Genomic DNA, 14,105 nt, shown 5'->3' with positions numbered 1-14,105 from the left:
GTGGAGCTGATCGACAGCCACACCCACCTCGACTTCCCCGACTTCGACGCCGATCGCGCCGAGTTGCTGGCCGAAAGCCGCGCCCTCGGCGTGCGGCGCATCGTTGTGCTGGGCGTGCATCAGGACAACTGGCAACGGGTCTGGGATCTGGTGCAGAGCGATGCCGAGCTGTACGCGGCGTTCGGTCTGCACCCGGTGTTTCTCGATCGCCATCGTCCCGAGGATTTGCATGCGCTGGGGGACTGGCTGACACGGTTGCGTGGGCATCGGCAGCTGTGCGCAGTCGGCGAGATCGGCCTCGATTATTTCATCGAAACCCTGGATCGCGAGCGCCAGCAATCGTTGTTCGAAGCGCAGCTGCAACTGGCGGCGGACTTCGAGTTGCCAGCACTGATCCATGTCCGCCGCAGCCACGCAGCGGTGATCGCCACGCTCAAACGCTTCAAGCTCAAGCGCGCCGGCATCATCCACGCCTTTGCCGGCAGCCGCGAGGAAGCGCGGGAATACATCAAGCTCGGTTTCAAACTGGGTCTTGGCGGTGCACCGACCTGGCCGCAGGCATTGCGCATGCATCGGGTCCTGCCGGAACTGCCGCTGCAATCGGTGGTGCTGGAAACCGATTCACCGGACATGGCCCCCGCGATGTTCCCCGGCCAGCGCAACAGCCCGGCGCATCTGCCGGCGATTTGTGCGGCGCTGGCCGAGCTGATGAATATCACCCCAGAACAACTGGCCAACGTCAGCACCGCCAACTGCCGCGAAGTCTTCGGCTGGTAACACCGCAAATCCCCTGTGGGAGCGAGCCTGCTCGCGAAAGCAATCTGTCAGTGACATCGCCAGTGCCTGACCCACCGCCTTCGCGAGCAGGCTCGCTCCCACATTTTTGATCCGGCTCCAGCCTTTCAGACGCGAAACGCGCTGATCAGTTGTTTGAGTTCTACCACCTGCGCCGACAGCGCGCGGCTGGCATCTTCGGTCTGGTGCGCACCTTGCGCTGTGCGTTCGCCGGCTCGGTTGATCTCGACGATGTTCTGGTCGATGTCATGGGCCACGGCGGTCTGCTGTTCGACGGCGGCGGCGATCTGCTGGTTCTGGTCGACGATCATGCCCACCGCGCCAAGAATATTTTCCAGTGCCTGCTGGACCTTCTCCGACTGCCCGACCGTGCCATTGGCCATCTGATGGCTGACACCCATGGCCTTCACCGCCGCGCCGACGCCGCCGTGCAACTTGGCGATCATCTGTTCGATTTCTTCGGTCGATTGCTGGGTGCGCTTGGCCAAGGTGCGCACTTCGTCGGCGACCACGGCAAAACCGCGCCCCTGCTCACCGGCCCGGGCCGCTTCGATCGCGGCGTTGAGCGCCAGCAGGTTGGTCTGTTCGGCGATGCTTTTGATCACTTCCAGCACCTGGCTGATCGACTGGCTGTCGCTGGCCAGTTGATTGATCACTAGCACCGACTGATCGATTTCGCTGGCCAGCGCGGCAATGCTGCCTTGCTGCGATTCCACCAGACCGCGCCCGCTGAGGGTTTCGTCGTTGACGCTATGGGCGCTGCTCACCGCGGCCGCAGCACTGCGCGCGACTTCCATTGACGTCGCCGACATCTGGTTCATCGCCGTCGCCACTTGTTCGATCTGCGTACGCTGCCCGGCGACGGCCTGATTGCTTTGCGCCGACACGCTTTCGACCTGTCCGGCCTGACGCTCGACCTCGCCGACGGTGTGACCGACACGTTCGATCAAGTCGTGAATCTTCTTCACCGTGCCGTTGAACACCTCGCCCAACTCGCCCAGTTCATCACGGCTGCTGGCCTTGAAGTTGACGGTCATGTCACCGGCCGCGACCTTGTCCATCATCGCGCCAAGGCTTTTCAGGGTGGTGCGGGTCGAGGCGTAGAAACCGCCATAAAGATAGAAAATCAGCACGAACACCACCGACAGCGCCGAGGCTTGCAGAATCATGTGCGTGCGATTCTGCGCCAGACGCTGCTGCAACTGGCTGCCGAGGAATTTCAGCGTGGCCTGATTGAGCTGGTAGGTGTGTTCCATCAGCCCGGTGACCTGATCGTAGAACGCCTGCCACGGCGCATCGAGGGTGTCGGCCATCACCACTTGTTCTTCGAACAGCTCGCTGGCCTGCTTGAGTGAAGCCTTGCTGGTGTCGGCCTGGGCACTGAGGGATTCGCGTGCGGCGCTGCTGGAACCGAGGGCGTCTTGCAGTTTCAGCGCGTACTCGGCCTGGAGCTTTTCGATCTGCACCAGCAACTCGTCAAAACGCGTGCTCGAGGAACTGTTGAGAAAGCCCTGGCCCAACGAATACGAGCCCATCGCTCGGCCCTCGCCGAGGGTCTGCGTGATGCTAGGGGTAATCAGCGTGACCAGTTCGCTGAGCTGGCGAATGTCGCTCTGGTTATCGCGGCTCAACCCGGCCTGACTGGTGATGATCTGGCTGAAAATCTGCGCATTGGCCAGCAACTTGCCAATCAACGCGCTTTTGCTTTGCAGCGAGCTCTCCGCTTGCTGGGCCTTGAACGCGGCGATCATTTCATCGCGTTTCGCCTCGAACTGCTTGATCTGCTCCGGGTCCTCGGTCATCGCCGCCAGCCCTTCCAGGCGCGCGAGCAAAGCCTGCTCCAGCGTCTGGATCTGCGCTTCGACATTGCCCGCCTTGGCGGACTGGCCGAGGGTGACGTCGATCTGCACCAGATTGTTCAGGGTCTCCAGATCGCGACGCAGGCTCAAGCTGCTGCCCAACAGGTCGAGGCTCTGCAGTTCGACGCGGGTGCCCTGAAATTCGCGATAGGAGTCGCGCACCAGATAGAAATTGGTCACCAGCATCGGCACCAGGAACAGCACGCTGATCAGGCTGAACTTCATGCCGAAGCTCAGACGGTTCATCAGCGAGACGGCGGGATAGAGCAAGCTCTTCACTGGAAGTCTCCCTTGGTTTTTCTTGTTTTTATTGGCAGGCGCGGAGCGACAGCAGATAGCCACTATCGGGCGCTATCTCTGTATAGCGCAAATCGGCGGGAGGTTTTGTAACTTAAGGTTAATGGCGATGCAGTGATCGCCACAGTCAAAAGCGAAAAGATCGTCCGATCGCGGCCCGAGCCTTCGGCAGCTCCTTGTATCTCGACTAACGCTCCGTCAGGAGCGATAGTTCTCGACTGATCATCGAGGGAGGGACTTGGAAGCCGCGCAGCTCCTTAGGCTTTTTGCCTGTGACGTAGATCGTGCTCCAGCCCTCCACACTCACTCGTACAGTTCGCACGGTATCTTGGGCCCGCCTGCGGCGAGAGCCCGCATTCGCAAGGTTGGACAGAGTGACGTGATGATCGCAACAGGGAACAAGTGGAGAAACGATCATGTCCGGTTTCGTTGGCGTCGACATCGCAAAGAACACCTTTGATATCGCTACACACCAGCCCAACGGCAAGCACAAAACCAAGGCCAAGCTGGCCAACGATCCAAAGGGCTTTAAAGAGTTTGAGGCGTGGCTAGAAAAAAACGCCGAGCGTTCGGCCCTGATCGTGATGGAAGCCACGAGCGTTTACCACTTGGAACTCGCGGAGTTCGTTTACAACAAAGGCTTCCGGGTCTGCGTCGTGAACCCGGCTACGACCAAAGCGTACGCTGACAGCGAACTGCGCCGCATCAAGACTGATAAAAGTGATGCCAAACTGATCGCCGACTTTGCCCGGGAAAAAGATCAAAAACTTCACCCATGGGCGCCTGAGCCGCTGAAATACCGCCAGTTGAAAGCAATGGTGCGCCGCTTGGATGACCTTCAGGAAATGGAACAAATGGAGCTTAATCGTCTGGACGTTTCCGACGAAAAGGTCAAAGACTCGATCAACTCCGTTCTGCGCCATATTGAAAAAGAGATCGTAGAAACGCACAAGGCGATCAAAAAACACATCGATGACGACCCGGATATGCGTCAGATGCGGGATCTCATCGTCACCATCGACGGCATCGGACAAAAAACGCTTGAACGATTGCTGGCCGAACTGGGTGACTTGCGCAAATACAGTGATCCTCGCCAACTGGTCGCTGCTGCAGGGCTCAATCCAAAGCTGCAGGAATCAGGAAAGCTCAAAGGTCATACCCTGATCTCAAGAGTAGGGTCGGCACGGCTGCGTGCAGGCCTCTACATGCCTGGCATGGTGGCGCTGAAACACAATAAGGCGATCAAGGCGATGAAAGAACGCCTGGAGGCCAACGGCAAGGCCCCCAAGCAGATCATCTGCGCAGCAATGCGCAAGCTGCTGCACTTCGTTTACGGAGTGCTCAAGTCTGGACTGCCATATGACCCGAAACTTGCGCTTGCCCGGTGAGGCTCAAGACGGTATCTACAGGGAAATGCGATCCCATGTAGGAGTTGCCGCAGGCTGCGATCTTTTGATCTTCTCTAATCAGTGAACCAGAACAGTCCACAAGGCAAACCCGGCATACCACAGCACCGCCGCGCGCAGCAGCAGTTCCCACAGGCAGTCGAGGGTGTTGATGCCGTCCGGGCCGACCACTGGCGGTGGAACCTCCCCGGCTGCCAAGCCCACCTTGTTGATCAACTGCGCAGCGCTGATGTTCCAGTTCAGCAGTTCGTGCAGCATCACTCGACTGACCGCGACGAAGTTGCCGACCAGCGCCAGACTCGCCGCCAGCAAACGCACCGGCACCCAATCGAAGGCATGGCGCAGCTGCGCAGCACGCTCGACCAGCGCCGGGTTGGTCCCGTGCTCTTCGGCCAGCGCCAACAGCCGATAGGCCAATGCCGCCACCGGACCGAGGAGGAAGTACCAGAAGATCACCGCGAAAAAACTCTGATAGGCCTGCCACAACAAATGACCTTGCACTTGCTCGAGCAATTGCTCGCCGCTGTCAGCGCAGATGTTCAGGTCGCGCTTGGCCACGTGCGCCGCCGCTTGCAGATCCTCACGACGCCAGGCATCGCGAAACGGCCCGAGGCCGCCGAGCAGATCGCCACGCCCGAGGCTGTAAATCACCACCAACAAGTGCACCGGCAGCGCCAGCAGACCGTAAGCCACCGGTTCCAGTACCAGCAGCAACAGCGCCAGCAACGCCACCGGGCACAGCACCAGAATCGTCAGCACCAGCCACGGCTGCCTGGCCAGTCGATTGCTGTTTTCGAGTTTGTGCAGTTCGCGGATCCATCCGCCGTCGCGTTGAAGCCGATGGCGCAGGGCCGAAAACTTCTCGATCCACACCGCCAGCAGTAACACCAGAAAACTCATTGTCCTTCCTCTTTTGCCAGGGCGGCGCGGTAGCGTGCCCAGTCGAATGCCGGTCCCGGATCGGTCTTGCGCCCCGGCGCGATATCGCTGTGGCCGCAAATGCGCTGAGCGGTGATCGCCGGAAAACGTTTCTGCAACTGCCGGGTCAGCGCAGTCAACGCGCGATATTGCTCGTCGGTGAACGGCAGATCATCGGTGCCTTCCAGCTCGATGCCCACGGAAAAATCGTTACAGGTTTCACGGCCCTCGAACACAGAAATCCCAGCATGCCACGCGCGCTCCAGACAGGAGACAAACTGGGTGACCTTGCCGTCACGTTCGATCAGAAAATGCGCCGAGACACGCAGCTCAGCGATGCCTGCAAAGTACGGGTGTTCGGTGACATCCAGACGATTCTGGAAAAATTCCTGCACCTTGCCCGTGGCGAATTGCGCCGGCGGCAGGCTGATGTTGTGGATGACCAACAGGGACACTTCGCCCGCCGGGCGCTCATTGAAGTTGGGCGACGGGCAGATCTGCACGCCATGACACCACCCGCTCGCGGGATCCAACTGCATACCGATTCCTTCAACGCCGACCATGTGGGCGCCCAGTATGCCGCGATCCGCCCCCACCGCGCGATCACTTGCCGCGATTGAGTCGCCGCAGGTCGCCCAGCACTGATTCCAGTGCGCGGTCGAACAACAAGGTGTCATCCAGCGCACGCGCCACGCCACGGCTGAACGCCAGAGCGAGATCGGTGCGGCTGCGCTCCAGCACTTTCGTCCCGGTGCGGTCGACGAAGACATATTTGCCGGTCTCTTCGATGATCGCGGCGAGTTTGCAACGCAAGCTCTGTTCGTCGTCCTCGTCGAACACCACCCAATTGCCTACGCGCAACGGCTCGACCTGAGACAGCCCGGCAGCGTCTTTCGCCAGGCGCGGCGCCGGGGTGGCTGCTGCTTGGTCGGCGCTGTGCTGCAAGACCTCGGGCGTGACTTCGATCAGCGGCGTAACGCTGTGATCGGCATCGTCGGAACGCTCCAGCACGCGTACGTGCAGAGCCTCCAGCTCGCTGAAGAATTCACTGGTGGCAAACGGATCGAACGCGGTGCTGCTGAGGCCATCGCGCAGCGACTTGAGCAGCCCCGGGACCAGTGCCAGCAGGCGCAGGCTGGATTCGCCGTCGTCATGGCGTTGCACGCTCCAGACCAACTGTTCCATGGTCTGCACGTCGGCGTGCCATTCGGCGGACTGATCGCCGTGCTTGAGACAGGTCAGCAACAGCACTTTGCTCCAGGCCTGCTGGACGAAACCCACCACCGTCGCCGGCAGCACTTTGCCCAGCAATGCCTGCTGTAACGCCTGCGCGACGCGCCGCTGAGCCAGCTCGGCCTTCGCCCGGCCTTCCTCGGCGTCCCGCAAACGTTGTTCAAGCAGTTCGGTGCGGCGACGTGCCTCCTGGGTGAAGGCGAGGAAGTCCGCGAGCAGTTCGGAGAAGATCGCCGGGTCGTCGACAAACTCGCTCAGCAAGCGCTGTACCACTTGCTCGATGCGCACGTAGAGGCTGTCGCGCTCAGCACCGTCGCAATCGCTCCAGCCCATTGCGGCCTCGGCGATTTCGTTGAGCAGGCGCCGCGCCGGGTGCGTGCTACGGCTGAAGAAACTTTTGTCCAGTACAGCGACCTTGAGCATCGGAATCTGTAATCGGCCGATCAGCGTCTTGAGCGCGTCAGGCACGTTGCGATCATCAAGGATGCAGTCGAAGACCATGGCGATCAGGTTGATCACGTCTTCGTCGGCGGTCGCGACGACGCGGGATCTGCCGCTTCTGACGCTGACCCGGGTCAGCAGTTGCTCGAGCTGGTGGCGCAGATCGAAATCCTCCTGAGCCTCGAGCGCAGGGACGTATTGCTGCAAGTGCGACAACAACCGCAGCAGGTCGCGGGTATTGATCGGATGCGCCGGGGCACCGGGCTCCAAGGTAGGTGTGACGCGGCCGCGCACGTGGGCGAGCAATTGCTGCATCGCTGCGAACACTTCCTCGATGCCTTCGTCCGCTGGCGGCTCGTCGAGATCTTCAATGAATGTGTCGCTATCGGCAGGCTCGACCATGCGACGAGCCACGGCGGGTTTCAGATGTGGCAACACGCCGGTGGCGAGCAGCAACTGATTGGCTTCGGCATACAGTTGCTCGGTGTCGGCCAGCACATAGCGTTCGAACAGTTTGAGCAGGATCAGCTTGACCTTGATCTCGACGCCGAGGTTACGCCCGGCCTGCAGGAAGTATTCGCAGAGCATCGCCGGGCTGAGGGGATTGTGCTGATCATCGAGACGCTTGCCGAGCATCGAGCTGAAACGTGCGGTCAGTTGATCGAGAGCGAAGCCGTCGCGCTTGAGCACACGACTGACCATGGTCTGCACGGCTACGGTGCGCTCCATGGCATCGGTGCGCGGCGCCGAATCTTCGACCACCAGCGTGCGTGGCAGGGTAATGGCGGCAGGATCGTATTGAGTTAGCCCGGCAAAGGCTTCGAAAAACAATTCAAGAAAACCGCGCTCGATGTTCTTGCGCTTGAGGCGCAGGTCGCGCATGGCTTCGAAAAAGATGTTCTGATCGACGTCGTTGCGCGCCCGGTCGGCCATTTCGAACAGGGTGTCATCAGCGTTATCGAACAATTCCTGCAAATCGTGGCGCAACTGCTGCGCGGCCTTGTCGCGAACCTGCAGCAGAATCACCGGCAGGCGGGCAAGTGGCGAGTGGTCCGCCAGATCGGCAGTCGCCCGGTGCAAAGGCACCACTTTCCCGTCGTTGCGCATCCAAGCCTCCTGGAACGGTGATTCGGTTCGTCGCTTTGACACTGCTCCCGTGGAGTCGTTCGTCAAAGCCATGACGTCAAATACAAGGCGGATTATCTGGCAAAAGAGGCCGGCGATGCTATAGGCCTCAGGGTTTCCCCTATACACCACGCACCACGCACTCAGCTCAGGAAAATCGACCAGATGCGTCAGGCACGCGCGTTCTCGCCTTGGGTTGGCTCGCGCCCTGCCCCTATAATCGAACCACTTTGTTTGTGGAGTCCGTTATGCCGAATCTACGTCTCGCCGATCTGACCGCCGAAATCGAAAACAACGTGCGCCGTGCGTTGCTCGAAGACGTCGGCAGCGGCGACATCACCGCGCAACTGATCCCGGCCGAACGCCTGGCCAAAGCCACCATCATCACCCGTGACGACGCCGTCATCTGCGGCACCGCGTGGGTCGATGCGGTGTTTCGCCAGCTCGATCCGCGCGTGGCGGTGCATTGGCAAGTGGTCGACGGCCAGCGGGTCCAAGCCAATCAGCCGCTGTTTCACCTGGAAGGTCCGGCTCGCTCACTGCTCACCGGTGAACGCAGCGCGTTGAACTTCCTGCAGTTGCTGTCCGGTGTGGCGACGCGCGCGCAGTACCTGGCAGACTTCGTCGGCGAGACGCAGGTCAAGTTGCTCGACACCCGCAAGACCCTGCCCGGCCTGCGCCTGGCACAGAAATATGCGGTGACCTGCGGCGGCTGCCACAACCATCGCATCGGTCTCTACGACGCTTTCCTGATCAAGGAAAACCACATCGCCGCCAGCGGTGGCATCGCCGAAGCCGTGGCCGCCGCACACAAGATCGCCCCGGGCAAACCGGTGGAGATCGAAGTGGAAAGTCTTGAAGAACTGAAGCAGGCGCTGGAAGCCGGCGCCGACATCATCATGCTCGACGAACTGAGCCTGGACGACATGCGCGAAGCCGTACGCCTGACCGCCGGCAAAGCGAAACTGGAAGCCAGCGGCGGCATCAACGAAAGCACGCTGCTGCCGATCGCCGAAACGGGCGTGGATTACATTTCGATTGGTGCGATGACCAAGGATGTCAAAGCGGTGGATCTGTCGATGAGACTGAGTCTCTGAGCTGCAAGCTGCAAGCTGCAAGCTGAGCGATTCTGCTTTAACTTGTAGCTTGCAGCTTGAAACTTGTAGCTGCTTTTAAACGACTAGATTGTTCATCTCGCAGTACTCTTCCCACTCGACACCCAATACTTCCGCCGCTTCCTTGTGCAGCACGAGGCGCTGCGCCTCGAACTCCTCCGGCGTGCTGGTGTACTTGAGCGTCAGCTCCCACGGCTGCAAGCCCTGCGCTTCGGCTTCGTCTTCGAAGGCCCACTGGATCTGGTCTTTCTGATCATCGGGACTCAGGTCCTTGATCTCTTCCTTCAGGTCCGGCACATCCAGAAGGTATTTTTCCAGCGCTTGTTCGTGGCGTTGCTCTTGGGTCAATTCAGTCATGGGGTTCTCGCTGATCTTAGGAATGGAGGATGGATCTGGATCATCAAGGATCTCTCTGACGCGGACTGGCCGGCCTTCGGAACCATTCGGGATCATCTGAAAACTGCTAAGCGATGCTCATGCAGGCACCGAATATAGGACGTTTGCATGACGAATTACACGGCTCTTTACATCTCTTGCACAAAAAGCTGACCTGCGGAACATGTATCGACGTGGCGCGCTGAGGCGTTGGTGCCCGAGACAGGAATCGAACCTGCGACCTTCGCGTTACGAGTGCGCTGCTCTACCGGCTGAGCTACACGGGCGGTGGGCTAAACCTAGCACCGGACTCGGGCTGCGGCAAATTTGTGGGTTGCCTGATGGTTTTCTTTTGAGAACTACAATTTCTTTATTTCAGATAAAAAAATGCCCCCGCCGTTTACACGGCGGGGGCATTTTCATTGCGCTAAAGCTTTCGGGTAATTAAACGCCCGAAGCCTTGGCAGCTGCCACGTCTTTGATGGACAGCTTGATACGGCCGCGGTTGTCCACGTCCAGTACCAGCACTTCCACTTCCTGACCTTCTTTCAGGATGTCGGTGACTTTCTCTACGCGAGCGTCGCTCAGCATCGAGATGTGCACCAGACCGTCCTTGCCTGGCAGGATGTTGACGAATGCGCCGAAATCGACGATGCGCTCAACCTTGCCGACGTAGATCTTGCCGATCTCGGCTTCTGCAGTGATGCTCAGAACGCGCTGACGAGCAGCTTCTGCAGCATCCTTGGTTTCGCCGAAAATCTTGATCGAACCGTCGTCTTCGATGTCGATCGAAGCCTTGGTTTCTTCGCAGATCGCACGGATGGTCGCGCCACCTTTACCGATAACGTCACGGATCTTGTCGGTGTCGATCTTCATCGCGATCATGGTCGGAGCGTTGGCCGACAGTTCGGTACGCGACTGGCCAATGATCTGGTTCATCTGGCCGAGGATGTTCAGGCGCGCTTCAAGGGCCTGGCCCAGAGCGATTTCCATGATCTCTTCGGTGATGCCCTTGATCTTGATGTCCATCTGCAGTGCGGTAACGCCTTTGGCGGTACCGGCTACCTTGAAGTCCATGTCGCCCAGGTGATCTTCGTCGCCGAGGATGTCGGTCAGAACGGCGAACTTCTCGCCTTCTTTAACCAGACCCATAGCGATACCGGCCACCGGTGCCTTCATCGGTACACCAGCGTCCATCAGCGCGAGGGAAGCACCGCACACGGAAGCCATCGAGCTCGAACCGTTGGATTCGGTGATTTCCGACACCACGCGGATGGTGTACGGGAACACGTCAGCGGCCGGCAGCATGGCCGAAACCGAACGACGGGCCAGACGGCCGTGACCGATTTCGCGACGACCGGCGCCACCCATGCGACCACACTCGCCCACCGAGAACGGCGGGAAGTTGTAGTGCAGCATGAACGGGTCTTTCTTTTCGCCTTCCAGGGTGTCCAGCAGTTGCGCGTCACGGGCGGTGCCCAGTGTTGCCACAACCAGTGCCTGGGTTTCACCACGGGTGAACAGCGCCGAACCGTGAGTCTTCGGCAGAACGCCGACTTCGATGTTCAGCGGACGTACAGTCTTGGTGTCGCGACCGTCGATACGTGGCTTGCCGTTAACAATGTTTTCGCGAACGGTGCGGTATTCGATTTCGCCGAAGGCTGCCTTGACTTCAGCAGCGCTTGGCTGGCCTTCTTCACCGGACAGCTTGGCAACCACTTGGTCCTTCAGCTCACCCAGGCGAGCGTAACGGTCGGCCTTGATGGTGATGGTGTAGGCCTGGGAGATCGCGTCGCCGAACTCGGCACGGATCGCGCCCAGCAGCTCGGTGGCTTCTGGCGCAGGAGCCCAGTTCCAGGTTGGCTTGGCGGCTTCGGCAGCCAGTTCTTTAACAGCGTTGATCACAACCTGGAATTCGTCGTGAGCGAACAGTACTGCGCCCAGCATCTGGTCTTCGGTCAGCTCTTTGGCTTCCGATTCAACCATCAGCACGGCGTCGGAAGTACCGGCAACGACCATGTCCAGGCTCGAAGCGGCTTGCTGTTCGTAAGTCGGGTTCAGCAGGTAGCCGGTGCTTTCGTGGAAAGCCACGCGAGCGGCGCCGATCGGGCCGTCGAACGGAATGCCGGAAATGGCCAGGGCAGCCGAGGTACCGATCATCGCAGCGATGTCCGGATCGGTCTTCTTGCTGGTGGAAACGACGGTGCAGACAACCTGCACTTCGTTCATGAAGCCTTCTGGGAACAGCGGACGGATCGGACGGTCGATCAGTCGGGAAGTCAGGGTTTCTTTCTCGGAAGGACGGCCTTCACGCTTGAAGAAACCGCCAGGGATCTTACCGGCAGCGTAAGTCTTTTCCTGGTAGTGCACGGACAGAGGGAAGAAACCCTTGCCCGGATCGGCTTGCTTTGCACCGACAACAGTCACCAACACGCTGACGTCGTCGTCAACGGTGACCAATACTGCGCCGGAGGCCTGACGGGCGATACGGCCTGTCTCGAGGGTAACGGTCGATTGACCGAACTGGAATTTTTTGATTACCGGGTTCACGGTGTCCTACCTTCTTTGTGGCTCTTGGGGGAAACGGTTTCTTGCGAATTCTTGGGCAATCTCGGGAATCGGCCCGATGGCAATTGTCCGGGTGCTACGGGTAAAGCCATGCTGCAGATAAAACTTGAGGCTGGGAGCCTGCAAGGCGCCAGCGGAAAACCGCTGACGCCCGACAGACCACCAACCTCATAGCGCAATCGCTGATTAGCGACGCAGACCCAGGCGAGCGATCAGCGCGGCGTACCGGCTTACGTCCTTGCCTTTCAGGTAGTCCAGCAGCTTGCGACGCTGGTTAACCATGCGGATCAGACCACGACGGGAGTGGTGATCTTTACCGTTGGCCTTGAAGTGACCTTGCAGTTTGTTGATGTTGGCGGTCAGCAGTGCAACCTGCACTTCTGGCGAACCAGTGTCACCAACAGCTTGCTGGTAGTCAGCAACGATTTGAGCTTTTTCTTGAACGTCGAGAGCCATGAGGCAATCCTTCCTTATCAGGAAACTGTTTCAGGGAAACAGCTTCAACAGGCCAGGGACAAATCCCTGTATCTATAAATGAGTAGTGACCATGCCTGTTAACAGCCACACTCGCCGGCCCGCTTGCGCAGACCGGTTCCGGTCATTCTGACCGAATCAAGCGACGCGGCGCGATACGCCCGTCTTCGCTCACTTCACCGATACCGATGAAGCGACCATTGTGATCCTGTACTCGTACCATGCCGAACTTCGGTGCATCCGGGGCACGTACCGGCTGGCCGTTGAGCCAGTAGAACGCGCTCGCTTCCGAGAAGTGCAGCAACGGCCAATCCTGCAGGCCGCTGTCCGATGGCATCAGGAAGCGATCGACCGCTTCGTTGCCGCCTTCGGCATGTACCGCTTCCAGCTCTTCGAGGGTCACGGTCTGCGCCAGGGTGAAAGGCCCGGCCTGGGTCCGGCGCAGTTCTGCGACGTACGCACCACAACCGAGTTGCTCACCGATATCCTCCACCAAGGTGCGAATATAGGTGCCCTTGCTGCAGTCCACCGCAAGCCGCGCAGTATCGCCTTCGAAGGCCAGCAATTCCAAGCGCGCAATAGTAACAGAACGCGGTTCGCGCTCCACTACTTCGCCTGCACGTGCCAGTTTGTACAGCGGCTGGCCATCACGCTTGAGTGCCGAGTACATCGGCGGTATCTGACTGATTTGCCCACGAAATTTCGGCAGAACCGCTTCGACATCGGCGCGACCAACGGTCACCGGACGCTCCTGCAAAACCTCGCCTTCGGCATCGGCCGTGGTGGTGGTCTTGCCCAGTTGCGCCAGGGTCTCATAGCCCTTGTCGGAATCGAGCAAGTACTGCGAGAACTTGGTCGCCTCGCCGAAGCACAGCGGCAATACGCCGGTGGCCAGCGGGTCGAGGCTGCCGGTGTGCCCGGCCTTCTCGGCATTGAGCAGCCAGCGCACCTTCTGCAAGGCAGCGTTAGAGGTGAACCCCAATGGCTTGTCGAGCAGGATGATGCCGCTGACGTTACGACGGATACGTTTGACCTGAGCCACCGAATTACTCCTTGGTGTCTTCAGGTGCAGGAGCGGCAACGTGCTGATTGTCTTCAGCGACGGCGCGCTCGATCAGCGCCGACAGGTGCGCGCCACGCACGACCGATTCGTCGTAGTGGAAGTGCAATTGCGGCACGCTGCGCAGCTTCATTTCGCGGGCCAATTGCATGCGCAGGAAGCCTGCGGCGGCATTGAGCACCTTGATGCTTTGCGCGATGTCTTCAGCGTTGTCCTGGCCCATCACGGTGATGAAAATCTTCGCGTGACCAACGTCACGGGACACTTCCACAGCGGTGATGGTGACCAGGCCGACGCGCGGGTCTTTGACTTCGCGACGGATCAGTTGCGCCAGCTCGCGCTGCATCTGATCGCCGATACGTTGGGTACGGCTGTATTCTTTTGCCATGATTTGTTACCTGTTACTGCCCAGCGGTGAAACCCGCAAGGTCTGAAAGCG

Annotated in this window: 12 protein-coding genes and 1 tRNA gene; 3 read left to right on the top strand and 10 right to left on the bottom strand. The window is 59.7% G+C overall.

Annotated features, from left to right (window positions below):
* Positions 1–777, top strand: coding sequence for a TatD family hydrolase (locus tag ACZZZ4_RS12840; RefSeq protein ID WP_463547971.1), 777 nt, complete (start codon positions 1–3; stop codon positions 775–777).
* 125 nt (positions 778–902) lie between these two features.
* Here ACZZZ4_RS12840 and ACZZZ4_RS12835 read toward each other — a convergent pair whose 3' ends face one another.
* The gene (locus ACZZZ4_RS12835; protein ID WP_463547970.1) at positions 903–2,933 is read right to left on the bottom strand and encodes a methyl-accepting chemotaxis protein; all 2,031 of its coding nucleotides are present in this window, start codon (positions 2,931–2,933) and stop codon (positions 903–905) included.
* Between the two features lie 434 nt (positions 2,934–3,367).
* Between ACZZZ4_RS12835 and ACZZZ4_RS12830 the strand changes: the two genes are divergently transcribed.
* A complete protein-coding gene (locus ACZZZ4_RS12830; protein ID WP_056786210.1) occupies positions 3,368–4,339 on the top strand; it encodes an IS110 family RNA-guided transposase in 972 nt (323 codons plus the stop codon).
* A 78-nt stretch (positions 4,340–4,417) separates the two neighbouring features.
* Here the strand turns inward: ACZZZ4_RS12830 and ampE are convergent, their stop codons facing one another.
* The 3 genes from ampE to ACZZZ4_RS12815 form a co-directional block, all read right to left on the bottom strand.
* On the bottom strand, positions 4,418–5,257 hold the full coding sequence (gene ampE, locus ACZZZ4_RS12825; protein WP_463547969.1) for a regulatory signaling modulator protein AmpE: 840 nt from the start codon (positions 5,255–5,257) through the stop codon (positions 4,418–4,420).
* Positions 5,254–5,814, bottom strand: coding sequence for a 1,6-anhydro-N-acetylmuramyl-L-alanine amidase AmpD (gene ampD / locus ACZZZ4_RS12820; RefSeq protein ID WP_463547968.1), 561 nt, complete (start codon positions 5,812–5,814; stop codon positions 5,254–5,256). The genes ampE and ampD overlap by 4 nt, the downstream gene beginning before the upstream one ends.
* Positions 5,815–5,878: 64 nt before the next feature.
* Positions 5,879–8,056: a DUF1631 domain-containing protein gene (locus ACZZZ4_RS12815; protein ID WP_463547967.1), complete on the bottom strand. Its 2,178-nt coding sequence runs from the start codon at positions 8,054–8,056 to the stop codon at positions 5,879–5,881.
* Between the two features lie 266 nt (positions 8,057–8,322).
* On the opposite strand from ACZZZ4_RS12815, the gene nadC reads away from it, so the two are divergent.
* Positions 8,323–9,171, top strand: coding sequence for a carboxylating nicotinate-nucleotide diphosphorylase (nadC, locus tag ACZZZ4_RS12810; protein WP_463547966.1), 849 nt, complete (start codon positions 8,323–8,325; stop codon positions 9,169–9,171).
* 75 nt (positions 9,172–9,246) lie between these two features.
* Here nadC and ACZZZ4_RS12805 read toward each other — a convergent pair whose 3' ends face one another.
* The 6 genes from ACZZZ4_RS12805 to rbfA form a co-directional block, all read right to left on the bottom strand.
* Complete coding sequence (locus tag ACZZZ4_RS12805) at positions 9,247–9,546, bottom strand: DUF6388 family protein (protein WP_024011573.1); 300 nt, start codon at positions 9,544–9,546, stop codon at positions 9,247–9,249.
* A 229-nt stretch (positions 9,547–9,775) separates the two neighbouring features.
* Positions 9,776–9,851 (bottom strand) — tRNA-Thr (locus tag ACZZZ4_RS12800).
* Between the two features lie 157 nt (positions 9,852–10,008).
* Positions 10,009–12,114: a polyribonucleotide nucleotidyltransferase gene (pnp, locus tag ACZZZ4_RS12795; protein WP_016771750.1), complete on the bottom strand. Its 2,106-nt coding sequence runs from the start codon at positions 12,112–12,114 to the stop codon at positions 10,009–10,011.
* A 204-nt stretch (positions 12,115–12,318) separates the two neighbouring features.
* A complete protein-coding gene (rpsO, locus tag ACZZZ4_RS12790) occupies positions 12,319–12,588 on the bottom strand; it encodes a 30S ribosomal protein S15 (protein ID WP_016771751.1) in 270 nt (89 codons plus the stop codon).
* A 142-nt stretch (positions 12,589–12,730) separates the two neighbouring features.
* Positions 12,731–13,648, bottom strand: a complete 918-nt coding sequence (truB, locus tag ACZZZ4_RS12785; protein WP_024011571.1) for a tRNA pseudouridine(55) synthase TruB — start codon at positions 13,646–13,648, stop codon at positions 12,731–12,733.
* A gap of 4 nt (positions 13,649–13,652) precedes the next feature.
* Positions 13,653–14,054 (bottom strand): 30S ribosome-binding factor RbfA, encoded by a 402-nt coding sequence (gene rbfA / locus ACZZZ4_RS12780; RefSeq protein WP_016771753.1) that lies wholly within the window; start codon positions 14,052–14,054, stop codon positions 13,653–13,655.
* Between the last annotated feature and the right edge of the window lie 51 nt (positions 14,055–14,105).

The organism is Pseudomonas sp. AC252 (assembly GCF_979258105.1).
This window is presented reverse-complemented; position numbering and strand designations above follow the sequence as displayed.